The 25,415-nt window shown below is 41.9% G+C and carries 22 protein-coding genes; 6 read left to right on the top strand and 16 right to left on the bottom strand.

Going from position 1 to position 25,415, the window contains the following annotated elements; translation table 11 throughout:
- Positions 1–12: 12 nt before the first annotated feature.
- The 3 genes from NQ117_RS01625 to NQ117_RS01615 all read right to left on the bottom strand — a co-directional run bounded on the left by NQ117_RS01625 (position 13) and on the right by NQ117_RS01615 (position 2,816).
- A complete protein-coding gene (locus tag NQ117_RS01625) occupies positions 13–369 on the bottom strand; it encodes a HesB/IscA family protein (RefSeq protein WP_309137839.1) in 357 nt (118 codons plus the stop codon).
- Positions 370–604: 235 nt separating this feature from the next.
- A complete protein-coding gene (locus tag NQ117_RS01620; protein ID WP_258276287.1) occupies positions 605–1,582 on the bottom strand; it encodes a phosphotransferase enzyme family protein in 978 nt (325 codons plus the stop codon).
- A 37-nt stretch (positions 1,583–1,619) separates the two neighbouring features.
- Positions 1,620–2,816: a serine hydrolase domain-containing protein gene (locus NQ117_RS01615; RefSeq protein WP_258276286.1), complete on the bottom strand. Its 1,197-nt coding sequence runs from the start codon at positions 2,814–2,816 to the stop codon at positions 1,620–1,622.
- Between the two features lie 197 nt (positions 2,817–3,013).
- Here NQ117_RS01615 and NQ117_RS01610 point away from each other — a divergent pair, with 197 nt between their 5' ends.
- Both NQ117_RS01610 and splB read left to right on the top strand, forming a co-directional pair.
- The gene (locus NQ117_RS01610) at positions 3,014–3,271 is read left to right on the top strand and encodes a transcriptional regulator SplA domain-containing protein (protein ID WP_258276285.1); all 258 of its coding nucleotides are present in this window, start codon (positions 3,014–3,016) and stop codon (positions 3,269–3,271) included.
- Positions 3,264–4,292, top strand: coding sequence for a spore photoproduct lyase (splB, locus tag NQ117_RS01605; protein WP_258276284.1), 1,029 nt, complete (start codon positions 3,264–3,266; stop codon positions 4,290–4,292). The genes NQ117_RS01610 and splB overlap by 8 nt, the downstream gene beginning before the upstream one ends.
- A gap of 86 nt (positions 4,293–4,378) precedes the next feature.
- Here splB and NQ117_RS01600 read toward each other — a convergent pair whose 3' ends face one another.
- The 4 genes from NQ117_RS01600 to NQ117_RS01585 form a co-directional block, all read right to left on the bottom strand.
- Entirely contained in the window at positions 4,379–4,975 is a 597-nt protein-coding gene (locus NQ117_RS01600) for a TetR/AcrR family transcriptional regulator (RefSeq protein WP_258278127.1), read from the bottom strand.
- Positions 4,959–5,732 carry an alpha/beta fold hydrolase gene (locus NQ117_RS01595; protein ID WP_258276283.1) on the bottom strand — a complete coding sequence of 258 codons (774 nt, stop codon included), beginning with the start codon at positions 5,730–5,732 and terminating at the stop codon, positions 4,959–4,961. The genes NQ117_RS01600 and NQ117_RS01595 overlap by 17 nt, the downstream gene beginning before the upstream one ends.
- A 185-nt stretch (positions 5,733–5,917) precedes the next feature.
- Positions 5,918–7,123 (bottom strand): MFS transporter, encoded by a 1,206-nt coding sequence (locus NQ117_RS01590; protein ID WP_258276282.1) that lies wholly within the window; start codon positions 7,121–7,123, stop codon positions 5,918–5,920.
- 347 nt (positions 7,124–7,470) lie between these two features.
- Positions 7,471–8,211 (bottom strand): RNA polymerase sigma factor, encoded by a 741-nt coding sequence (locus NQ117_RS01585; RefSeq protein WP_258276281.1) that lies wholly within the window; start codon positions 8,209–8,211, stop codon positions 7,471–7,473.
- Positions 8,212–8,392: 181 nt separating this feature from the next.
- On the opposite strand from NQ117_RS01585, the gene clpP reads away from it, so the two are divergent.
- Entirely contained in the window at positions 8,393–8,977 is a 585-nt protein-coding gene (gene clpP / locus NQ117_RS01580; RefSeq protein WP_258276280.1) for an ATP-dependent Clp endopeptidase proteolytic subunit ClpP, read from the top strand.
- 68 nt (positions 8,978–9,045) lie between these two features.
- Here the strand turns inward: clpP and NQ117_RS01575 are convergent, their stop codons facing one another.
- A complete protein-coding gene (locus NQ117_RS01575) occupies positions 9,046–9,531 on the bottom strand; it encodes an HXXEE domain-containing protein (protein WP_258276279.1) in 486 nt (161 codons plus the stop codon).
- 651 nt (positions 9,532–10,182) lie between these two features.
- Positions 10,183–12,567, bottom strand: a complete 2,385-nt coding sequence (locus tag NQ117_RS01570; RefSeq protein WP_258276278.1) for a polyprenyl synthetase family protein — start codon at positions 12,565–12,567, stop codon at positions 10,183–10,185.
- A 325-nt stretch (positions 12,568–12,892) separates the two neighbouring features.
- On the opposite strand from NQ117_RS01570, the gene NQ117_RS01565 reads away from it, so the two are divergent.
- Positions 12,893–14,140, top strand: coding sequence for a hypothetical protein (locus NQ117_RS01565; RefSeq protein ID WP_258276277.1), 1,248 nt, complete (start codon positions 12,893–12,895; stop codon positions 14,138–14,140).
- A 487-nt stretch (positions 14,141–14,627) separates the two neighbouring features.
- Here the strand turns inward: NQ117_RS01565 and NQ117_RS01560 are convergent, their stop codons facing one another.
- The 6 genes from NQ117_RS01560 to NQ117_RS01535 all read right to left on the bottom strand — a co-directional run bounded on the left by NQ117_RS01560 (position 14,628) and on the right by NQ117_RS01535 (position 22,342).
- Positions 14,628–15,101 carry a GyrI-like domain-containing protein gene (locus tag NQ117_RS01560; RefSeq protein ID WP_258276276.1) on the bottom strand — a complete coding sequence of 158 codons (474 nt, stop codon included), beginning with the start codon at positions 15,099–15,101 and terminating at the stop codon, positions 14,628–14,630.
- 65 nt (positions 15,102–15,166) lie between these two features.
- Positions 15,167–18,451 carry a tandem-95 repeat protein gene (locus NQ117_RS01555; RefSeq protein WP_258276275.1) on the bottom strand — a complete coding sequence of 1,095 codons (3,285 nt, stop codon included), beginning with the start codon at positions 18,449–18,451 and terminating at the stop codon, positions 15,167–15,169.
- A gap of 348 nt (positions 18,452–18,799) precedes the next feature.
- Positions 18,800–20,020 (bottom strand): cytochrome P450 family protein, encoded by a 1,221-nt coding sequence (locus NQ117_RS01550; protein ID WP_258276274.1) that lies wholly within the window; start codon positions 20,018–20,020, stop codon positions 18,800–18,802.
- A gap of 47 nt (positions 20,021–20,067) precedes the next feature.
- The gene (locus tag NQ117_RS01545) at positions 20,068–20,679 is read right to left on the bottom strand and encodes a TetR/AcrR family transcriptional regulator (protein ID WP_258276273.1); all 612 of its coding nucleotides are present in this window, start codon (positions 20,677–20,679) and stop codon (positions 20,068–20,070) included.
- Between the two features lie 199 nt (positions 20,680–20,878).
- Entirely contained in the window at positions 20,879–21,199 is a 321-nt protein-coding gene (gene trxA, locus NQ117_RS01540) for a thioredoxin (protein WP_258276272.1), read from the bottom strand.
- A gap of 153 nt (positions 21,200–21,352) precedes the next feature.
- Positions 21,353–22,342, bottom strand: coding sequence for a zinc-binding dehydrogenase (locus NQ117_RS01535; RefSeq protein ID WP_258276271.1), 990 nt, complete (start codon positions 22,340–22,342; stop codon positions 21,353–21,355).
- A gap of 125 nt (positions 22,343–22,467) precedes the next feature.
- Between NQ117_RS01535 and NQ117_RS01530 the strand changes: the two genes are divergently transcribed.
- Positions 22,468–23,331, top strand: coding sequence for a LysR family transcriptional regulator (locus NQ117_RS01530; protein WP_258276270.1), 864 nt, complete (start codon positions 22,468–22,470; stop codon positions 23,329–23,331).
- A 57-nt stretch (positions 23,332–23,388) separates the two neighbouring features.
- Here NQ117_RS01530 and NQ117_RS01525 read toward each other — a convergent pair whose 3' ends face one another.
- A complete protein-coding gene (locus NQ117_RS01525) occupies positions 23,389–24,330 on the bottom strand; it encodes an aminoglycoside phosphotransferase family protein (protein WP_258276269.1) in 942 nt (313 codons plus the stop codon).
- Between the two features lie 348 nt (positions 24,331–24,678).
- On the opposite strand from NQ117_RS01525, the gene NQ117_RS01520 reads away from it, so the two are divergent.
- On the top strand, positions 24,679–25,377 hold the full coding sequence (locus tag NQ117_RS01520; RefSeq protein ID WP_258276268.1) for a L,D-transpeptidase family protein: 699 nt from the start codon (positions 24,679–24,681) through the stop codon (positions 25,375–25,377).
- The last annotated feature ends 38 nt before the right edge of the window (positions 25,378–25,415 follow it).

Genomic DNA, 25,415 nt, shown 5'->3' with positions numbered 1-25,415 from the left:
GTTTCACAGCCTCTAGCACTTTTTCGCGCTGCCCCGGTATGTAGCCGTTCTAAAGCTAGCCCCACATCCACAACTTGCTCTCACATTTGGGTTATCCATCGTGAATCCACCAGTCATTCCTTGCACTTTATAGTCGATTTTCAATCCGACGAGGAATTCGACGCTCTTGGCGTCCATAATAATGTGGACGCCTTTCTCCTCAAGTGAAAGATCAACTTCTGTCTTTGTATCGTCAGGACGCAGGTCATAAGACAAACCGCTGCAGCCTCCATCAACAACTCCGACACGCAAAAATACGTTCTGCCAATCCAAGGTGCTAAGCATTTCATTGATTTGGTCAGCAGCTTTATCACTAATTTCGATCATCATATTCACCCCATAAGTAGAAAGTTTATCCCATTAATTATACATAAAAGTATAATAAGTATATGAACAAATGGTACCCCATCTAGATTGTAGCGTCAATAATTATATTTTTTATATCTAAATGTATATTAAATAGATGGTGCTTAACAAATCGAGCGATCTACTTTCTACTACAAACGTATAATCAAGTAGAATAACAAACAGGCAGTGCTGAAACACTGCCTGTTTGCTAACCGTTCTAGACCTTATAAAATATTCGTTCACCTTTCATATAAGGAAGGCAATGATCGGCGCACAACTGAGGCATATTTTCTCGCATCCATTCATGTACCGACTCATTTCCTATCATAAAAGCATAGAAGCCAATGATCGAGATTAGCATATACCCTTCTAATAGAATAAGTTCATCAAAATTCAAATTGGTATGGCCGTAATAGCTTTCTAGGAAAGTGTCTCTGTGCTCCGCGGGAATCAATTGAGCTCCCATAGCGACGTCTGTCCGATAATAGCCAGGCCCAAAAAAGCCAAAATCAATAAAGCTTAACTTTCCTTCAGTAGTCACGATGATATTTCCTAGACCCAAATCACCGTGTATCAGTCCCCACGTATCTGAAGTGTGACCTACCTTCTCTAAGTGGGCGTTAATGAACACAATTGTATCTTCAATAATAGAGAGATCTGAAGACGTGAATAATTCTAACTTCAATCCTTCCTTAATCGTCTCTATCATTCCCAAGTTATAAGCAATTCCTTGACTAGGACGATTCTCTAAACCTTCATGCGGATATTTGAGAAAAAAAGAATGGAGTTCAGCAAGCTGAGCACCCAACTGCTTTACTCTCTCTCGATTCGCAACATCCTCCTTCTGAAGATCTCTTCCATCGAGCCAGGTCAGTACCGAGCAATTAAGTCGCTGCCCTTCATACTCTACAACCGTAATGAACTCGTCTTCTCGATTACGAAGCGGCGACTGAACGATTAGACGGCTCTGACTTGCGAGTGCATCTAGCATTTCGAGCTCACCAAGAAGTCCTGCGTAAGTATGCTGTAGGCCTACCATACTTTCTTTCACTGGCTGATGAATACGCAGCAAATATGATTTACCAAGAGCATCATCTACTCTATATGTCCTATTCTCGTTATGCCTTAGAAAGGTAATCGCAGGCTGATCGATGTCGTAGCAGTTTACTATGTCATAGAGTATTTCGTTTGTCATGATCGTAAGCATCCTCTCCCTGCACTAGTTTTACAATTTATTTATGAAATACCTTATGAACATTTGTCCAGAAATTATCAAAAATAGGAGGCGGTTCGGCAGAATCCATCATTCGTTGTGTAAGCAAAATGCCTATCAGTTCATTTTCGGGATCGATATAAGCACTCGTACCAGTGCCGCCATTCCATCCAAAGCTCCCTTTTTCAAACCAACGGGTGCGCTCGACCGCAATGCCTACTCCCAAGCCCCAACTTCCCCCTTCATTTAAAATGAATTGGTTGGCTAATCTTTGAGGTAGGGTCAATTGATCAGATGCCATCATTTCCACCGATGAAGCAGACAAAATGCGTCCTCCTTCAAAGGCCCCTTTGTTCATCAGCATATAATAGAACGCTAAATAGTCATCTATTGTAGATACAAGACCAGAAGCCCCGGATGAAAATATGGAAGGAACGAGCCATCGACTGCTGCTTGGCTCATCATGAATCGCTAAGCCACCCGATTCCCAATCCGTCATATAACTGGTCGGCAGACGATGTACTTGCTCAGGAGAAACACTAAATGAAGTATCCTTCATCCTAAGCGGATCAAAGATCTGCTCGCGCATAAATTCCTCTAGCGAGTGTCCAGATACTCGCGCAATCAATATTCCAAGGATCTCACTGCCTGTTTCATACATCCACTCATCCCCAGGATGATGAATTAATGGCAGGCTGCCTAGCCGTTTCAACCACTCATCTGGCGGTAAAACCGTATAATGGGGACCCGGAGCGACGCCGACCTCTTCCATCGCTCGCTGGATTGGCGTACTTCCTGGAGGCCTCATGACAAGGCCAATACCTAGCTTTAATGTCAACAAATCGCGTACAGTAATCGGGCGTTTGGCGGGCACCGTTTGATCAAGCGCTCCATCAGGATGAAGGAGAACGCGGCGTTCTGCTAACTCGGGAAGCCAACGATCTACAGGATCGTCCAGGTTCAATCTACCCTGCTCAACTAGAATCAGCGCCGCGACGGCTGCAACTGGCTTTGTCAGCGAAGCCAAACGGAATATCGCATCCCGTGTCATCGGATGATCACCTGCTACTTCCATCTTACCGATAGCTTCAACGTGTGTCTCTCCTTTACGACTTACCGCGTAAACGACGCCTGGGAGCGCCCCACGCTCTACATGTGCAGCAACCGCAGCTTTTAATTGCTCAAGTCCTTCTGACGACCATGCTGGCTTCGACATTACAGCACCTCCATTTTTTGCTTCCTTAACTTATATCTTAGAGCATGAATTCTTACATTATTGTTCTAGTTTACGATATTATTCACCTGCAAATGGAAATGATTTGCACGACAAGCATAAATGATGTGGATTAGGACACTAATACTGTAAGCAAAATTTAGAAAGTCAATTTGATTATAGAAAGGTAAGATACATATATGGATTACAGCGTACCTTTTTCACCCGGACAAGTAGTATATGTCATTATTCGGAACCCCCATTCTCAAGATGTAGCTAACGTGCAACAAGCCGCTGTTGTCCACAATCCTGAAGTTTCGAGTGGGCTGGCCCTCTTTTTGTATGAAACTTATTATCCGCTAACCAATGAAGTTGCCGTATATTCTTCTTTGGAAGATGCTGAATTGGCATATCAAGAAGCCTTTGGTATAGGAGAATCGGAGAACTACTATGGTTAAGCCATTTGTACCGCAGCTTGTTTATGTTGAGCCTACTGCATTGGAATATCCATTAGGCAAAGAATTGGTCCACAAATTTGAACAGATGGGTGTTGAAATTAGACAAACAACTTCCCATAACCAAATTCGTAACTTGCCTGGAGAAAATGACTTCCAGCGATACCGTATTGCGAAATCAACACTCGTACTTGGTGTTCGTAAGACTCTCAAATTTGACACATCCAAGCCATCCGCAGAGTATGCGATTCCATTAGTAACCGGCTGTATGGGTCACTGCCACTACTGCTACTTGCAAACAACAATGGGAAGTAAACCATACATTCGCACCTATGTAAACGTAGAGGATATTTTAGAAGCAGCTGACAAGTATATGCAGGAGCGTGCTCCACACCCTACTCGCTTTGAAGCATCTTGTACATCAGACATTGTCGGTGTGGACCATTTGACACATACATTGAAAAAAACGATTGAACATTTTGGTCAATCTGAGCATGGCCAGCTTCGGTTTGTGACGAAGTTTGCGCATGTAGATCATCTTCTGGATGCCAAGCATAATGGGAGAACCCGCTTTCGCTTTAGCATAAACGCTGACTATATCATTAAAAACTTTGAACCTGGAACGTCCAGACTTCAAGAACGAATTGAAGCCTCAGCTAAGGTTGCTGAAGCTGGTTATCCGTTAGGATTTATCATTGCTCCTATTTATTTGCATGAAGGCTGGCAGGAAGGCTATACCGAGCTTATCACAAACCTTGCGTCCTCACTTCCTGCGTCTGCAAAAAGCAATGTAACGTTTGAAATGATTCAGCATCGCTTTACAAAGCCAGCCAAACGCGTTATTCAGCAAAACTATCCGATGACAAAATTGGAGCTTGAAGAATCTAAGCGAAAATGGAAATGGGGTCGCTACGGGATTGGAAAGTATGTCTATACTGACAAGGAACAAGAAGAAATAAAAGATACATTAGGTAGTTTGATTAACACCTATTTTCCACAAGCAAAAATAGAGTATTTCACTTAATATAGCGGCAGTCTAGAGTACGAAATTGTACTTTAACTGCCGCGTTATTTTTATAAAGCAAGTTAGTACTGCCATTCAGCAATCCCTTATTGCTCCTTGCAGCTGCCATATTCTCGCATCAGTTGTTGTTTCATCTTCTCTACAGGGAAGCCTTCTGTATAAGTTGCCATCATCAACATCGTGCCATGAAGCGCAGAAGAGAAGAATAGCGACCTCATTCTCGGTTCCTTTACCCCTAGACCTTCAAACATTTGGCACTGCACTTCAAATTGCTTGCGGGATTCCTCATTCAACTGCTTCCTATAGGCAGCAAGCACGAGATCGTCTTCTGGCTGTGTTTGCAAATTCAAGTAAAATCGATACACTTCAGGGCGCTGGTACACGTTATCTAATGCACCATCCACAATATAGCGCAGCTGCTCAATCGGTGTCTTTATCGTAGCGGCGGTTTCTATCACTTCGGCAATTTCTTCGATCCTAACTTGGATCATAGATGCAAGGAGATCTTCTTTACCTTTGTAGTAATTGTAGAGCAAACCTTTCGATATATTGGCTTGTTTGGCTACATCTTCAACAGAGGTAGCGTGGTAACCTTTTTTAACAAACAGCACCATCGCCGCTGCATGAATTTTGTCTTTGGCAGCTTGTCGAATACGTTCGTTCTCTTCAGGGGTACGAGGCACGGTTATAATCATCCTCCAAAAATTCAAGTATATGTCGGCTCAGTTCTTCTGGGTGAGTTAGTGTAGGTTTATGATCAGCGTCTTCAATCCTAACAAATTGGATATTAGGAACAACCTGAAAATGCTCAGCAATGCTATGCAGATCAGATGAATCTTCTTCTCCAATGATGAAGCTAGTTGGAGCTGTAAGCTCACCAAGTCGTTCAATCGCCGGAGGCTGCGGCCATACAGACTCCCAAGTCTGCCAATGGAACATTTTTAACATATTGAACTTGTGCATGTCGATAAAGTATTTTCGTTGCGGGCTTGCCAAAACAAGACGATACATACAGTTATTCAATGATATCTCGATCATTTTATCGACATCCGGGGATGCCGCTTGTATGTCTAGCATGTTTTTCGTGAATACCTCACTATGTTGAAATCCAGACAAGGCTGGAGCTATGAGCACAATCTTAATGACGCGCTGCGGATAGGTCAAGGCAAAATCGGTTGCAATCCGACCTCCTATCGAGTGCCCTACAATGGTTGCCTGTTCAAGATTAAGATGATCCAACACGGCAAGCAAATCATCCACGTAATTAGGAGGCACTGTTGGAGACGGCGATTGTCCACATCCACGACCATCAAAAACAATGACCTGATATTTCTTAGCCAAAATTGGCGTGATATACGCCCAATCTCTTACGTCAGCAGCACCACTGTGCACAAGAACAACAGGTTCTCCTTCACCATGTACTTCATAATGCAAATCCATTCGGCAACCCCTCCATGAATTGGTAATGCGAAAAGATGATCACAGTTTATTATTGAATGAACGTTAAGTCAATATAAAAAAGATCACCCATTTACACGGATGATCTTTGCTTATTAATCATTACTACTTCTTATTGCACCGTACTATTTTCTGAGCAACTATATCCCAATCTCACTAGTCTTGACTTACAACTTGCGAATAGATGGAATCAGTGCGCAAAGAATCGCTATTCCCATTACACCTACTCCTGATAACATAAACCATGTCGCAATGCCAATCTGATCAGCGAAAATGCCCGACAAGATTAACCCGAACGGCATAGCAAAGGACATAATACTGCCTAACAGACCAAATACTCGACCTAAATATTCAGGCTCAATCTGCTCTTGAATGAGCGCCATCTGCACTCCACTGTAGAATGGACTGGAGAAGCCCATCAATGCGCTGCATAGTACAAAAATAACAAAGCCATCTATCGGCAGCAGACCAGAAATCAATAAGCTGATGCCCATCAATGCAATAGAGAAAATAATACTAAACGCACGCTTCTTAAAACCACCCCAAGCTCCAAGCAGCAAGCCACCAACAAGCATACCTACTGCAAACACAATTTCAACAATCGAGACATGAGTAGCTGTTCCTCCAAAGTGCCCCATACTCATTAATGGGAACAAAGCATTGATCGGCATAATGACAAGGGCATATAAAGCACCGATCCACAGCAAAGCAAATAGTCCCTTTGATTGTTTGAATACACGGTAGCCTTCTTTTGTTTCCTCAATAAAGCTGCTTTCGGCGTTTGCATGTTGCGAGTCTGGATTTGGAATTTTGATTAACGCTACGGTTATACATGCAATTATCGCACCAACTACATCAAGGGCAATAATGGCCCCTAGTTCCCATGATGCATATAGAAATGCACCGATAGCAGGACTTAAAATATAGCTGACCGATTGGACGGATTGGCTGTATCCAGCGCACTTAGTCAATTGATCTTCCGGTACTAACAATGGTGTTGCAGCACTTAATGCAGGTGTGTGAAATGCAGTGCCGACACTACGTACGAATAGAACGACCATGACAACCCAAATTGGCAGGTCCATCGTAAGTGTTACTAGTGCCAAGATAGCACCCGCTGCTGCAATGAAAAGATCTGCACCGATCATAACCAATTTTCGATTCCAACGATCAACAAGCACGCCTATCATCGTTCCCAATACAGCCTGTGGTAAAAAGCCTACCATCGTAGCTATTGAAAGGACCATCGCAGACCCTGTTGTATCTGTTAAATGCAATATAATCGCCATTTGTACAACTGCGCTTGTAATAAGAGAAACGGCCTGACCTGCCCAAATCGTAAAGAAACTTCGCTTCCAATTTTGTTGTTTCATATTCATGCTCCCGTATTTTTTATTGTTTGTCTGCTTTAGGCAATAAAAAATACAGATCCAAGCCGGCATGTGGGCGTAAGATCTGCATGATCACGAGTGAGGACACGGCGATATAAGGCACAACAAAAAAGTTAACCTAATCGCAATCTATGTCATTCTACGCAAAAATAAGCAGCTCAAAAAAAGCCCACAACTGTGGATGGAAAATCCGCTTTTTTATTGCCAGCTTATCTTAAACGTATGGAATGAGTCATAGATGTCGAGCCTCCTTATTAATAGTAAGCGAATCGTAACATTTAAAGCTCTGAGTTGTCAATTCAGCAGCCTAATTGGCTTCCTGTTCTACCCTACGCTGCCATCAAAGCTTTTGTAAATGTTACAGCGTAACGATGTTGATGGGTTTTATTTTTCATTTGCACACGGATCGAAGCGATCGAATAGGCACTGCATGCATAAATAGCTCCTTGATCTCCTTGGACAAGCCTTAATACCTCGTCCACATCACCATTTATATATGCTCTTACGATAGCGCCCGATTTCCATTGAGCTTCCTCATCCTCAGAACTTATTGGCACATCTTCCATGTCGATTGCTAACCCGTGCAGTTCTTTTCGAGCACGATGATAAGCAGCCTTAACAGCACCTTCGGTTGTCTGAAGCTTCTTAGCCGTGTCCGCTACCGAGTAACCAAATACACTACGCAACAGGAGAACCGTTCTTTGCAGCGGAGACAGGTGTTTCATGAGCTGCTGGAATGCCGTTTCAAGATCGAAGCTACTGCTGTCTTGGGCGAACTTCTCCCCGTTATCTAGTTGCTCCCTATTTTCATTCAATATTCGCTCGAATACTTTTTTGCGTCGGTGCTGGTCAATCCACGAATTCTTTGCTGTTCGCAATAGTAATGCTTCAGGATTGGCGTGAACATGTTCTTGCTTGCGGTCCAAATATTTCACCCATGTATCCTGCACTAAATCTTCGGAATCCCACACCGAATGGGTTAAAGAAAGACAGTATCGATTGAGCAGCTCATTCAACTGTTCCAGACTGCTTTCTCCCATCTCATGCGATGTTGTTAATGAATCATTCATCCTTCACAGTCAGCTCCTTATCCGTTGCGTTGTTTAGATTATCTTATAAGTAAACGAACAATACATGCGTTACGTTACGCTGTTCTTAATCTTTTTATTTACGCTATCTCCGTACCCTTTGACACCGTGGATTCGTTTACCTGTTGTTACATTACTCAAATTCAAACACGGAGGTAATGCCATGTCTAGTTTTATCCCATATGTTGTGGAGCAAACCAACCGCGGCGAAAGATCATACGATATTTATTCAAGATTGCTTAAGGATCGAATTATATTCGTTGGCTCAGAGATCAATGATCCCCTCGCCAACAGCATTATTGCACAGCTGCTGCTCCTCGCGGCTGAAGATCCTGATAAAGATATTTATATGTACATCAACAGCCCCGGAGGCTCGGTCAGTGCTGGTTTCGGTATTTATGATACGATGCAGTACATCAAGCCCCAGGTACACACGATCTGTACTGGGTTTGCTGCATCGTTTGGAGCTATGCTGCTCCTCGCCGGAGCAAAAGGTAAACGCTTTGCACTGCCTAATAGTGAGATTATGATCCACCAACCTCATGGAGGAGCCCAAGGCCAGGCAAGCGATATTGCTATTAGTGCAAAACGCATTCTTAAAACCCGTGAGAAATTGGTTCAAATCACCGCTGAACGGACAGGACAGTCAATTGAAAGAATAGAAAAAGACATGGATCGAGACTACTTTATGTCTGCGGAGGAAGCCCTAGAGTACGGAATTATCGATAAGGTGCTCACATCCGTCTAATCCATGTATGAGAGAAGCCACCGAATTGGTGGCTTTTGTATGTTTATTTCAAATTATCAAATAAGCATCTAGTAGGTAATAAGCTTCCTTCCTAGCCAAAAGCTTAATGGGATGCTCGCTGCCAGAAATAAGGTAACCACTAACGTACTCACAATAAGTTGAACGGATGTAATCGTATTTGTATCCAGCCCCATTTTTATAATCAAACTATTAATTGGAATTAGAAATAGAATGCCGGTAAATAAGCCTGGAGAATAACTTCGCTCTATCATTGTAGAAATCAAGTGTGGAAATAAAACATTCAATATCATCGTGCCCACATAGCCAAAATAAGCATATTTCAATATCTCATGGTGAGGAAGGAAAATATACAGCGCGGTGATCAAGCATGCCAATCCAGTAACCCATAGTAAGCCAAATAGAAATTGATCCTGAGTAACGGATTGGTGCAAATTAACTTTAAGGGACGAAGATTGTCTGATTAGCCACACAGCTTCTTCAGCATTGTGAAGGGCAAAGGCAAATAAAAATAGCACCAACATCGAACTGTCCATCCTATTTTCCTCCCAGACTTATAATTAGACAGATAACATAATTTTCATTTTGAAGGCGTGGTCGAGAAAGTTCACTTTTAAAGCAATCCTGTTGCGCCCTAACGGTTACTATGATCGCTATGATAGTGAAATTTCTCCCATAGGAAACGTAACGGTTGTGAGAGAAGCTATTTGATTAAAATAAGCAGAAAAAACGCTAAATCAATCACATAAGCGCAGTCACAACCGTTGTAGCAAAAAATCAGGAGAATCCGTTTAAATAGCGCTTATGGCAACCGTTACGCTTACTTAATCCGTTAATAAGAATAAATCGAATACTTAAGACCGCTAAATCTTATTCACGCTGCTCATTCTCCATTTCAATTAGTTTATCAACATTTATTATGACAAACAATGGGAAAGCCCTGCTGCTGTTTGTTATGATAGATAAGAAGTCAGAGAAACTTTGAACCAAATTTAACAGAGAAAAGCTTTTTTAAGGAAAGGTATAATCTGGCCCGCCACTATTGCCTTCTACGCACGTATGTAGACGATGTAGTTGTGGAGCTACTGCAGCTTTTAATACTGCTTTACAGCACATTGCCACGCAAAAAAGCTGCGAACAAATTCGTTCGCAGCCATTAGAATGTTGTGTAACAACATCCCTAACCTTTAAGATTCCCTATGAATCATATAATTCAATAAATGCTTCAAAAATGCAGTATTGCGCGGCATATCTATCAAAGCTTCCGTAGCAAGGCAATAATGCTCCCACATCTCTTTCCTAGCGCCCTCACTACCAAGGATACTCACGAACGTCGAAGTATTGTTGTGTGCATCTTGCCCAACTGGCTTGCCAAGCAGTTGCTGTTCTCCTTCAAGATCAAGCAAATCATCCTTAATTTGAAAAGCGATGCCTGCATGATAAGCGAACTTCTTCAGCGTGCTAATTTCCGTTTCTTGCACTTGAGCCAGAATGGCAGGCATAACGAGCGATGCTTCAAATGCAATTCCCGTTTTGTAGAAGCATATTGTATTCAACTGCTCTAGTGTGAGCGCTTTTCCTTTAGATTGCAAATCCATGGCCTGACCTGCACACATATCCGCTGCCCTTTCGGACGAGTATTGTATTAAGGATAACACGGCTTTCGCATCAAAATCGTTCAGAGAAGCCTGCTCTCCCATTGCCTTTTGGTTTAGAAATAGACCCGTTAATTCCGCAATCGCGCTATTATGCAAATGATGCAAAGTCGGACGTCCTCTGCGGGTAGATGCGTTGTCCTGCGACGGCAAGTCATCAAAAATCAAGGATGCCGTATGCATATACTCTAACGATCGCAGCAAGGGCATAATTGCAGTAGATGGAAGTCCATATTCATTTACACCCATCACCCACGCCATAATAGGTCTTAATCGCTTGCCTCCACTTTCAAGGCTGTAATTAGCAGCATCGATAATCGACTCTTTCATCGCTGGAATCCCGTTATGTTTCGGAATTTGCAATAACGTGTTTATTTGATTACGAACCGATTTAATCGTATTGAAAAAGTGCTCTTTTTCTGTTCGATTATTTCGTAATGTGGTCACCATCTGATCTCGAACCAGCTTATCAAAGAAATCTACATCATCCGCTTTTCGAACCATTTGCTGAATCAGCTGATTCAGCTCTGGCATCCCTGACGCGAATATATTCATAATCTCATTGTACTTTTCGAGTCCGAGACGTTCTTTACAGCGCTTTAAGCCATTGATGGCACGATCTAGTATTACTTCTCGCGTCTTGGCATCAGATTGATATACATTGTGAATCAAATTTGAAATGACGGTCCAGTACATTTCAAATGGGTTAATCAAATCAGGTCGCTGATCCCGGTAGGTTAAGTAATACGTATACGGTGTTACCGCTCCCTCTTTCATATCATCAAACATATCTGCAAAGTCATCAGCAAGCTGATTGTAAATGCCATAATAAAACGTTCGATTATCAAACCCCTCATCAACTGGTGCACTAATGACAGAACGGACAATTAACCGGGAGGAAGCTGATTTTAAAATGATAGGTACGTACAAATCTTCATTTGTGTAGTTCGTATTCGTAAGCACTTTAACTCTATCGATATCTTGAGAATGAAAAAATACATAGGATTGCTCAAAGAACGTATTCAACGTTTCTGATCGTTGATGGTTCTTAATATACTCAAAAGCATCGCGCAGCTCTGCATGTATGAAAGGGATGATGTCTGCGTTATTACCCGTCCATTCCCCCAGCTCGGGAACTTCTCTACTAGTGATAGCAGTACGAATCATATTGGAATATTGCTCTTTCTCATATTCGTTTAAGGCGTCGGAATCAAGCAGATCATCAATAAAGGGATACGTCAGTCCATAACAGTAGCCCAATCGAATCGCATCATCCAGAGACCGTGCACGCTCCGCAGGCGGTGTACTATCGTCCATCTCATCAAGAACATGAAGAATAACACCGAGAATAATTTTGATTAGTTTGCGAACGGCATGTTCCGCATTCATTTCTTTCGGAATATGAGCAGAAACCGATTTAATTTTATCCATCATCCAGATTACTGCGTGCTCAATGTTTTCCTTCTGCCCCCAACGGTATATGCCCGCCATACTCATGAACTCAGGTTGATTATGCTTGCTGCTAGAGGTAGAACGAAGCAAATGATCTTTTATATTCTTCACAAGGCGTTGAATGCTAACCTGTGTATCGGGAGCATACAGCGCTTTTCCTAAATCTCTCATATAAATATAAGAAATGCTTCGATCTAAATAATCGTCCAGTTTCCCCATATAATTCAGCCATTGGATATAACGATGGTAGTCCTTCGAGTCTGGCTTCCTCTTCCCTCGTGACAATAAAGAAAGCAAGGAATGATAATGAATATGATTCTTTTTCCACAAATGGAAATCGTCAATCAAAGATGCTACATATGTTTTTTCTTTTATTTGAGCATGAAGTGATGCAAAATATTGCGCTGCCTTCTGCTCATGCAGTCGATACCGTGTATCGGCATGATCTGTAATTTCCTCACACATATAATGGATTACCTCAGCTTCTATTTATTATTTCACATGCATCCATTACGGATGAACGAGATTACGCAATGCAATAACATGAAATAGTTTGTATACGTGCCTCATCAGAATTGCTGCGGCATCTTTTATTTTCTCATATTTTAATACGTAAAGGAATCTTCTGGGTTACATCCGCTGTGGAGTTATTTATAAAAATATCGTTCGTTGTCCCACGATTGTGAATCATATTCGTCAGGTTCATGTTATAATTTGGACGTATATAATCTTACTTTGTACTCCATTCTTTTTAGGTCAGTGGAAATTGATGATGAGGTGATACGTTCGGATGGTGTTAACCTATATGATGTTCGGTCTTCTTTTTTGGCTAGGATTATATATATGTAACCGCGATACATACAATAAGCTATTTCTAACCATTGGTTTATGCTTACTGCTAGCTGCCGTAGGACTCGGCGCCTCTTTAGTGCTTTCTGTTACTGATTTATTTGATCACACCTACCTATTTTCCGCACTATTTCTACACGTTACCTTTATAACATGGATGATTGCTGCATTAGGATCTACTACTCAAATGGACGATGAAACGCAGAAGCGCGTCTTTCTATGGAAGAAAATGCTTGTGATTGATCGAGTGATCACTACACTCCCTTTTGTTGTGTATATACTTATTTCGCTAAAAGGAAGATTTCTATCGTGGAATCTTGATTTTGAATGGAACTGGATTCTATTCGGAACTGCACTCCTTACATTCTCGATTCGCATATTGATAAAAGAACTAGCAGCACAAGGTGAAGCATACCTGCCCGACTTTCTTCGCTCCTTGGATTACTCGATTATATTTACCACGATATTCACCGGGCAAATTGCCCTAGTTATCCAACTCACTTCTACTTGGAACAGCATGACGATATTGCTTTTGCTAATAAGTATTTGTATATCGATTACTTTTCAAGTGTTTGTGTATCCACTGCGCGCGCTCTTGGACAGCATTGCATTTTCTATGTTTCCGAAGCTTCGTGAAGAACGTGCCCACTTGCGAATGGTTGAAGATGTTCAAACAAGGCTAAATGATCAAGCGGAGCCAGAGGAAATGGATGAGGATGAGCTTTATCGACATACACGCCGTGCACTGAGCCAATTTGGTGATCTGCAGCGTCTCGCGGCTAGTCCCCTTACGAAGCTAAAGCTTATTGATACCCGCTTGCATGATCGCGGTGCTGAGGAGGACGTTGTGGAAAGAGCCATTGAGCTGAAATCCATCCTCCTTGAAAGCATTGGAAATATAAAGCCCAGACAAGGTGAGGATTTCGGCACTTCAGATGAATGGCGATATTATAATGCACTTTATTTCCCTTACATTGTCGGGATTAAGCCATACAGTATGAGATATTCAGCGGATAAGCTAGATGCTACCGCTTTGGAGGCGCTCGCATGGTTTCGTACTTATGTACCAGAGCGAACCTATTATAATTGGCAAACAGCCGGAGCTAAATTAGTCGCGCTTAGATTAAAGGAGAAGTCGCCAGCCAGCATCATTGCCTTGGATAAAACACATTCTATAACCTCAAAATAGCGAAAAATAATCGGTGTTGAGCCATTCCAGAAGAATGGTACGATATTCAACCTGAAGCATTTAGCAATACAATTAAATGGAATGTGGGACATATGATCGCATCCATGAGTTGGTTTTTATCTACTATCGTACCACTTGATTATAAGCTCCCTAAACCGTATGCAGAATGGTTTAAATCAGGAACCAATCCTGCGGAATGGACAGAAACAATACTTTCGTTTTGAAACGGCTGGAGAGGTGTTTAACTTTGCTGTTGCCCATGAAGCTATTCATCTCGGCCTCATATCTGGATTGGGCAAGGTCATTGCAGCAAGTTCGTCTCATGTAGAAGTATAAATCGGCGTTGATACTGCCGGCATTGTATGGAAAGAGTAGAAAAAACCAGTCTAAACACATTAATCATGCGTTAGACTGGTTTTCTTTTGACGACATTATACATTATGAAAAATAACGTTCATTCCTATGAACAATCAGAATTATAAAAACATTAAGCATCCAATGGCAAATAAATGTCTATCGTGCTCTCGTCTTGCTCTAGCGCATTACTATCTGCCCAATACTCAAAATCAAATGGACGAAGTGCTGCGATACCTGTTTCTCGAATGGCATCATAGGTTTCTCCTAGTTCGGATTCTGGTCCCCTATGTGTGAACTTTGCAAAGTCTCCAGCAGGTATCGTATACTGAATGAATCCCTCTGGCGTGTCTCTATCTCCAGTAACTTCGACTGCAACAATACTTTCAAATGGAACATCAGGTGTCCAATCACAATCTGGATACACTTGAACTAAGTATATTCCCTCATCCACTCGATTTGTAATTTCAGAACGTTTAGAAATGAGTTCTTCTCGCAAATTTACGACAATTCCATTTTCTAAATCTTGATTTAGCGAGACCGTTACAGAGAAACCAACCAACTTCTTTTCATTGAGTTGCAATGTTTGGACTTGTTCTGTGCTCATATTGGACACGTCTCCTAGTTCAAAATGTAATACGGATTAGTCAATTATTCTTGCCACTTCCCGCTTTAGTCAATGGAGCCTAGGGCTTGCAAAGTCTTGACTAAAACGACTGCTGCTTGCGCTCGAGTTGTTTCACCTTTCGGTAGGATGGTTGCCTTATCCTGGCCCGACATAATTTTTAGCTTCACCATCGTACGAACATCCTCTAGGTAAGCTGCGTTCACATTGCCGATATCTTTGAAGCCTTCCAAGCTGACATATTCCATTGTCATTGGTAGTTTCTCTACGGAAATAACGGCAGAAAGCATACTTGCCATTTCTTCACGTGTAATAGGCTTGTTAGGCATGAAAGAATCGCCCTTTGCAAATTTCAATAATCCATATTCTTGTGCAATCGTTACCGTATTGAAATACCATGCATCAGGTTTAACATCGTTGTAGAGCACTTTGCTCGATTCAATAGCCACGCCGCGTCCAAGTGCTCGAACGACCATTGCCGTAAATTCCGCTCTTGTCACAGCTTTTTCCGGATTGTATTTGCTGCTGCCAACTCCATCAACAAGCCCTTTTGCAGCGGCAGTTTGTACATAAGATTTAGCCCAGTGCTGCTTCATATCGGAATAACTTATCGCATTTTCGACTGCAACGTGTACACGGTTTGAATATGAATTTATCATAGCATACCATACACCATCAATTTGTAGCTGTTTAGCAGGGACAAATTCAAATTTCTTTGTTGCTTCCGTATAGCGGAACACTCCCCAATGTGCTGGCAGACTAGACATATCTTTAGGCATCGGAATCAACCTTGTAGTTGACTGACTTAACTGATCAGCATTGCCAACTATTTTCCCTGTATGATGGTTAATGATTTGCATCGAAAAGTCCACGGGTAAGCCTAAAATAGTACTATTAGGTATTTTTTCATATAATGCTGCTTGTATAGCCTTGTCCAAGGATATTTCATTTATGACAATCTTGAAGCTTACATCCTCTTCTTTCAGGTTGTTTATTTTAAGTAAGTCCTGAAGATTTGGAATAAGAGATGCTAGATTAGCAGGGACATGATAACTGCCGTAAGGTGCTTTAATCTCGATCAAAAACCGATTGTTTTTTTGTTCGAAACGTTTTAAAATGCCTGCTGGAATCGTAACATAAGTGCCCCCATTCTTAGGAGCTACTTCAAGCGTAATCGACGGCTTCGTTGTATCGATATTTTCTGGATAAATGATATCACCGTTTTTGTCGATCACAGATGCAGAATTGGTAACGGGAATATACACATTTGGTACGCTAGGAGTTGCAGCCACCATACTTGTTGCTGCGCTCTCAACAGCTGTCCCCTCCAACATTCCTAGGGAAGCTGTCGGTACTACTTCGAACGTAATATACTTGCCTTGCTGTGCTGACGTTAAGGTAACTGTAGTTCCAGTTGCATTTGGAATAACAACTTTATGGTTACCATCTGCATCTACTGCATACCAACGGTATTTAGAAGCCCCCTCACGATCACCCTCCACATCGGCATAGGTATACGTTCCAGTCAGTACCTTCCCTACCTGAGCTATTCCTGTAATCATCACCTCGCTTACAATTGGAGCATCATTCACTTCTGCAATCGTTACCGATACCGTAGCGGTATTGGAATCTACCACTCCATCATTGACTTTGAAGGTGAAGCTATCTGTTCCTGTGACATTCTGATTCGGCGTAAATTTGTATGCGCCTGTTGCTGGGTCGATAATAGTTATCGTGCCTTTTGCAGGTGATGTCACGATGCTGTACCGCAATGCATCTCCATCGACATCCACTGCGGTTAACCTTCCATCTTCATACGTATCTTCCGTAACCGACAATGTACTATCTGCGGATACGGGTGCGTCATTAATCGGTGCAATTACTACTGAAATCGCAGCTGGTGCTGAATTTGACGTACCATCGTTCACTTGGAATGTGAAAGTGTCGCTGCCGGTTACATTATTGTTCGGTGTATACGTGTATGTTCCTGTTGCTGTATCCAGAGATGAAATCTTTCCTTTACTCGGCTGCTGTACGATGCTGTACGCCAACGTATCACCATCAGCATCTGTACCCAGCAACGTACCGCCCACAGCTGTATTTTTCACTGTACTTATCGTGCTTGCTGCTGCTAAAGGAACTGTGTTTGCAGTAGGGGTAAGCGTTATCCTAACTGTCGCTGGCGCCGAAACGAGTACGCCATCGTTCACTTTAAACATAAACGAATCCGTACCTGTTGCATTCAAAATTGGTGTATACGTGTATGCTCCGTTTGCATTTAACACGACAGTACCTTTGCTGGGGGCTGTTATCAAACTAAAGGTCAATATATCCCCTTCAATATCACTTCCTGTAACCGTTCCGTTAGTAGGAGCCCCTCCTACAACTGATAGAGTCCCGGGAATAGCAACCGGTGCATCATTTACTTGATTTATCGTAACACTTACCGTTGCTGGGACTGAATCTAGTGACCCGTCATTACCCTTAAAGGTAAACGAGTCATTCCCTGATGCATTCGGATAAGGCGTATATGTATAAGTACCTGTAAATGCATTCGTGATTGTGACCGTGCCCTTATTTGGCGGTGTGACGATACTGTATGTAAGTGGGTTGCCATCAGGATCTGTTCCAGATAACATACCTCCTGCCACCCTATCTTCGAAAAGGATAATATTTGCATCACCAGCTATTGGTGCCTTGTTCACTATCGGCTCTGTTATGATAATAAGCTCTGCCATACTATAGGCCATAAACGAATTTCCGTTATAGGGATAACCAGGTGTGATTGATGAATTACCATCTAATACAAAGGAAATAACTTTGTTATCGTTTATTTCATTTTGGACGTACGGCACTATTGCCGCAGAGTTTACAAATTCAACCGGTTGATTGTATATTACGCTAGCGGGAAAGTTCCCTTCCCTGTATATAGTTGTCCATGCATGAGGAGCATATTTTTGTGGAAGATCGGTAATCCATTGATCATCTGAAGCCACTTTCAAGTCAACATACACAGGACCACCATGCGCCTGAATTTCTTGTACGTAGAGCCTCAGCTTTGCCTCAATTACTTTTCCTGTTACGCCATTCAAATCAAAGCGTAATGCCCCAACGCTCTTCCCTAAAGCAGGGTCAACTTCGTAACCAGCATAATGAAGACCACCGTCGCCATTAGGATAATATCCACTATTATCTTGAAATCCCGCAGCAACTGGTTTCATCGTGTACGTTGTCATCCCCCCCGATGCCTGTACTTCTCTAAACATATTTTCAACAGGAACAAGCTGAAGAACAAGTACTAAAATTAACAACATTGAACATTTTCTAATCATACAATTTGTTCACCCCATAATTTGTTTATACCTTTAGCACTAGCAATCCTTTGCAAACCATATCTAAACACGGCTATTCCTCTTAGCCTTGTAAAGCCTAGTAGAACGATGCGCCTAGTGAATTCAGTATAATAGAGAACGGGCTCTACTGGAATACATTTTCATAGCAATTTCAATGGAAATAAGAACATGCATATCTTCAATCACCATCACCTAAAAGGGCCGAACGACTTAACGTCATCCGACCCTACTCTTATCACCAAATACTTAATTCAATTTTAAAGTCTAATCTGATTTGACGTCATCATCAATCGTATCTTACAACAACCGTTATGAGTACGCAGCCTTTTAAAATACAACTGGCAGGCTCTCAAGTGAACGCATTGAATTATGTTTAAATACTAATTGTTCCGGTTCGACTGCTAAGCGCATATTAGGACATCTCCGCAGCAGCGTACCAAAAGCAATTTTCCCTTCTAGACGAGCTAATGGCGCACCCAGACAGAAGTGGATCCCCTTTCCGAATGCAAGATGATCGTTCTCTTCACGTGTAATGTTGAATTCCGCCGCATTTTCAAACTTACTTGCTTCTAAATGGGCTGCAGCAATAGAAAGGACAACTACTTCACCTTTGCGAACTTCCTGACCATGAAGGACCAGATCCTCACCGGCAATCCTCATACCAAACATGACAGGACCAGCATAACGCAGCATTTCCTCAACCGCGCTTGGCAATAAAGAAGAGTCATTAAGGAGTTGGTTCATTTGTTCGGGGTGCTGCAAGAGAGCTAAAGTACCATTTGTAATAAGATGAACCGTCGTTTCGTGACCAGCGGTAATGAGAAGCCATATCGTGGATATAATTTCATTTTCAGTGAACTGGTCCCCATCTTCGTATGCTTGAATCAAGCTGCTTATTACATCATTGCTAGGCTTTTTTCGTTTCTCTTCCACCAATGTTTTGATGTATTCCATAAATGCTTCCAACGCGCTCTCGACTTCATTTAATTTGCTCGGATCCAAAGAAGAATTACTAATTGTTTTTGTCCATTCACGGAATCGAGTATGGTCAGAGGCAGGGACTCCCAACATTTCAGATATAACCTTAATGGGAAGCGGATACGCATAATCTTCAACAATATTCATCTGCCCGCGTGCCTGTACAGCATCCAATAACTCATCTGCGATTTGTTGGATACGAGGTTGCAATTCCTCGACCATACGGGGAGTAAATGCTTTGGAGGCTAATCTGCGCAAACGAGTATGATCAGGTGGATCCACAGTAATCATATTTGGCATGCTTTGCAACTTTTCGACCAGTGATTGAATCGTTGAACTTTCTGAATTTGGAGTATTCGAAGCGAGATGTTTCATATTTATCACAAAACGAGGGTCTTTGAGGATCCTGGCTACATCATCATGACTATGAACAATCCATGCTGCTCCCATACCAAAAAAGTCATCCATTCGATGGATCGGTTCACCTGTTTCGGTAAGTTTTTTGTAGAGAGAACTAAAATCACGCATATTTTCAGGAGAAATAAATTCGGCGCTCGTAAACTGTCTCATGGGAATACCCCTTTCATAAATAAAGGATAAGTACACTAGAGCTAGCTTCACTTTGCAATTCCTAGGCGAATCATTCGATGGTAAAGATTCATTTCTTTTAAAAAATTCGGACCATACTCTTCATCAATTGCCTCGATATCTGTGACTTCCGATATAAATTTCTTATCGAAATGCTCGATTGCAATCATGAGAAGTTCAAAGGCATGATTACGGTCTACACCGTCTTTAAGTGGAACCTTTTCAAATAATTGTTCTAAAAGTTGATACCGCTCTGCAGATCCTATGCCATATCTCTCTTCAATCTCTTTCTTTAATTCCTCCGGTACGGCATAAAAAGCCTCAAATACAAACTTATATTCAGTTGGATACTTCCGATAGTAGTCGAACTTTAAAAGCGTAATCTTCTCGATTACTTCAAAAAAATTACCATGCTCAATAATAGCGTCCACACCAAGCTTAAACCGAATTTTTGTGATGCAATGCTCCATTAGGCTAAGGTACAGATTCTTTTTGCTTTTGAAATGATGAAAGATCAAAGCTTTCGAAATATCAGCTGCCTCCGCCAACATGATTGTTGAGGTATTTTTATATCCATGCTGCGCAAACACAGACATACAAGCCTCTAGCACCTTCTCTTTGTCATATCGTTGTAAAGGCAATCCCCCACCTCCCACTCACTTACTAACCAATTGGTCAGTAAGAATATAGATCAATTTTTACCAGTAGTCAAGTTTCTCAAAATAAAAATCCCGCCCGGATGGATGTAAGCTCCATACCGACGGGATTTTATGCACAACAGCAGCTGCCGTCCAAGACTAGCAACATCCATTGACATCAACTACTCTACATTCCGACTGTCTATTTCTTATGAACGGAGAGAAATTGCTGCAGCTTTTCCGTACTAACAAGTCCAATTATTTTTTCTACCTGCTTGCCGTTTTTGAATAAAATCGTAGTTGGAAGACCTTTAACCGCGAATTTGCTTGGCAATTCGGATTGCTCATCAACATTTACTTTGAGTACTTTGATTTCACTGCTATGATTGTGAGCAAACGTTTCAAGTATAGGAGCAAGTGAGCGGCACGGCGCACACCAAGGTGCCCAGAAATTCACCAACGTATAACCCTTGCTTTTTATGTCCTTTTTAAAGGTAGCATCCGTTGTATGGAAAATGGTCATTCATGTGTTCCTCCCGTTCGTTATGAGAATTCATTTTCGTACCTGTACAGGTACCGCTCCTACATTGATATTAATGATGAACTACTTCTGTGAAAAATATAGTTGTTGCACTACCTCAAAAATGGATATTATCGTAACAATCACCTATCAGGATCAATCTATTCGGATTCCAATGTTGCCTAACTGCTCTCCTTGCTTCATTCGATAAAAGGCTTGAACCGTATCTTGCAAAGGATATACTTTATCCATAATAGGATGAATCGAGTGACGTTCCATAAATTGAAGCATTTCCACGAACTCTTCGCTGCTGCCCATTGAAGTGCCTATGATGTTGATTTGAGGAAAAAATATATCTCTGACTGGTAGCTCTATTCGATCCCCTGAACTTGCTCCAAACATGACGATACGTCCATTTGGTTTAATGACATCGAAATATTGTTGAAATGCTGCTGGGCCAATGCTATCTAGGATAAGGTCTACATGGTTACAATCAACCATTTTCTTCCATTTACTATGACTGTCAAATGCATGATGAGCCCCATATGTGCGCGCAGCTTGTCGTTTAGATTCACTTCGTGAGGTTACACTGACTTTCGCCCCTACGGCTAGCGCCATAAGCATCGCATAAGTGGCTACTCCACCACCAATTCCAGGAATAAGCACATGCTCACCTTGCTGTAATTGTCCTCTCGTGAAGAGTGCTCGATAAGCTGTTAGTGCAGCTAATGGTAACACCCCTGCCTCTTCCCATGACAAGTAGGCCGGTTTGCTGAAGACATTACGAGCTGGAACGATTACATATTCGGCTAATGTTCCATCCGTAGGGCCTCCTAGTATAGCTGGCACAGATGGAACTTCGTCTGTAACGTCCCATCCTATACAAGGATTGATAATTACATCCGCCCCTATTCTAAGCTCAGACACACCTTCTCCTATTGCTTCGATGATGCCTGCACCGTCTGAACCGATGATCAAAGGACCCTCTCCTTCCTTGCGGTCATCCATAATAAACAAATCTCTATGGTTCAAACCTGCTGCTTTCAACTTAACTTTCACTTCGCCATAGCTTGGCTGCCTTTCAACATGATCTTGATAAGTTATACCTTGCAAACCGACGCTGTTGGCATGAACGATTGCTTTCATCTTCTCTCCTCCTAATTGGGACTCTGTGTATCTATTAAAAATTGTACTTAGCGTATTTGTTTCAGTAAAATGAATGGAATAGAACGTGACTATCTGAAAAAATCATACTAGGCAGGTGACAGAAGATGGAGACGAAGGACTTGAAAATATTTCAAACCGTGGCTCGTGAAGGCAGCATAACAAAGGCAGCGGAGGTTCTGAATTATGTGCAGTCTAATGTGACAAACCGCATTCAATATTTGGAGTCGCAATTAAAAATCCCTTTATTCCGTCGCTCGAATCGTGGGATGACTTTAACGCCTGCAGGTGAAAATTTGCTAAAATATGCGGACAAAATTTTAAATCTAGTTGATGAAGCAGTGAAATCTTCACAATTTACAGAGCATCCTAGTGGACCATTACGCATAGGCTCAATCGAAACGACAGCCGCTGCACAGCTTGCTCCACTTTTCATCGATTATCACTCCCTCTACCCGGATGTTGAGCTTTCCCTAGTAACAGGTGGAACTCACAATCTCCTACAGAAGGTGCTTAAATATGAACTTGATGGAGCATTTGTCTATGGACCTATAGAAGACGCAGATATTCAATGTATTCCTGCCTTTGAAGATGAGTTAGTTTTCATTTCTCAACCAGATACATGTAATCTGCACCAACTGCTTAGAAAGCCAATGCTGTTTTTTGATGTTGGATGCACGCATCGTGCAAAAGCGGAGCAATTTCTACAGGAACATGGGATTGTTACTTATCAAATGATGGAGTTTGGAACGTTGGAAGTCATTTTAAATGGAGTGCGCTCAGGTCTCGGTGTTTCATTGCTGCCCAAGTCGGCGATTAGTAGGGATGAAGAGACGGGATTGATTACTTCTCATCGGATACCAGAGGAATATAGAAATTTGGAAATTTATTTCGTGTATAGACGAGATTCGATGTACTCAACTCCGTTAGTAAAACTAACGGAATTCATAACAAACAGCCTGGAACATTAGAGTTCTGGGCTGTTTGTTATACCGTTCATTGTCTGCAGCGTTCAGTTGAAGCGAGCATTAAAAAATTCCTTCCAGTTCTTTCTTTATGCTGCTGAGCACCTCTACTCTATCTTGCTCTGGCAGGTCATCATATAAAATCTGCTCAATAAATTCCCAAATGTCTTCAAGCTTGCGTCGTAGTTGATAAAACATCAACGCATCGTGATTGATCGTGAAATGTGAATGTATCTTTACATAGCCAGCCATAAATTCATCAAAATAAGGCTCATCCACTAAGAACATCAAATCAGCTTCTACTGGCGCCAATTTCAACCCTTCCCAATCAATAAGAATCAGTTCATCATTAGATTGCATCAAATTCCAATTATGAATATCCGTATGGCATAGCCTCATTTTCATATTGCTAGATTGTAATGTATAAGATAGCCCTTCTAAAGCAGCGATTTGATGCTGCATGGTTTCTAAATACGGAGCTACTAATTCCTTAACATCACTTAGCGTTCTATTGGCATCTTGAGCCAGCGCTTCTTTCAATGCCGGCAAGTAAGGAATTTTAAAATCTTCCTTTATCGCATCTGTATCCATCGGAATCTCTTCCCCATGACGATGCAGCTCTGAGACCATTTCTGCAAGCTGACGAATTTGAACGTGGCTTAAAGGAGACTGACCAATTGTCGTGCCTTCAATATAGGCAAATAGCTGATAAACCCCGCTATCATCTTCATATTTGTAGGTTGAGTTCTTCGTTAATATAGGAATTGGAATTTTCCTTTGTAGATCGGTATGATGCGCAAGCCATTGGATGATGGGCACATATTGGTCAATTAAAGCGGTCCATTTAGGCGTGGATGCTCTCGATTTTTCATATACTTTGAGAAAATAGTAATTCTGGTTGCTGTGTACTTTGTAAGCTAGTGCCGACCAACCTCCTTGCTGTGTGGTTATTTCAGTCGCTTCTATACCGTATTGCTCTTTTAACATGAATCGGTAATTGCTCATAAGTTCCTCCCATCCTCCTATACTCTTACTGCTTCATTTTCACAACAATGAGTAAGCAAATGTTCGGTTTTATGATGAATTCGCATCCTATCATAGCTTACTATGGAGTCATGCTCTTCCAAAAATCAAGCCGGTGCTCCGCACCATAATCAACAGGTCGTATACCCTTATACCCAGGGCTTAGTGACTGCACATAAGGAATAGTCGCTCTTGTATCGAACTTTTTCCATTCTGCCATAACTCATATTGGTGAATCTAGGGAAATAAACATGGCTCCAAGAAGCGCATGAATGTCGAATATTGGGACAATCTAGAAAAGTATCTATATACCTGAATTGTGGTGAAAAAATGCAAACTATCTACTTTCCACTTCGATCCATTGCTTTTTTTATTATTATCATAAGCATCATTTTAGCAATTAGCCCCATCGCTGCATATGCCTACCCGTTACGGCCAATCGCAGCAGAACAATCTATTTATACGATCGAAGTATATCCGCAAAGAAATCGTTTGATTGTTCGAGTACGAGGCCAGCAAATTAAAGCGTATCCCGTTGCTGTAGGAAACCCATCGACCCCTACTCCTATTGGCGTATATTACATTACTTATAAGGGAACAGACTGGGGACCTTCCTTTGGTCCAAGATGGCTGGGGTTAAACGTTCCTTGGGGCAACTATGGCATTCATGGCACGAATAAGCCGTACTCCATTGGCCAACATATGAGCCACGGTTGCATTCGTATGTTTAATCGTGATGTTCTTGAGCTGTATGAAATGATTCCGATTGGTACGAAGGTAACTATTTATGGCCATGTATTGGGAGCTCCAAAAGATAGTCCTCGGGATTTAGCAGAGGGTGATGTTGGCGGAGATGTACTGCTGATTCAAAGCCGCTTGAAGAGCGCAGGATATTTTGACGGGATATGCAACGGAAAATTTCGTGCCAGCACAACATCAGCCTTGAAGAAATTCCAACGCGACCAGCGTATGATACAAGATGGAGTCGTCTCACAGCACATTTATGAGGCATTGGGATTGATAGAATAAACCGTTCCAATACCTTTACCTATAAAAAAAGCCCATAC

Source organism: Paenibacillus sp. SC116 (assembly GCF_024733555.1).
In the GTDB taxonomy this organism is placed as follows: domain Bacteria; phylum Bacillota; class Bacilli; order Paenibacillales; family Paenibacillaceae; genus Paenibacillus_B.
This window is presented reverse-complemented; position numbering and strand designations above follow the sequence as displayed.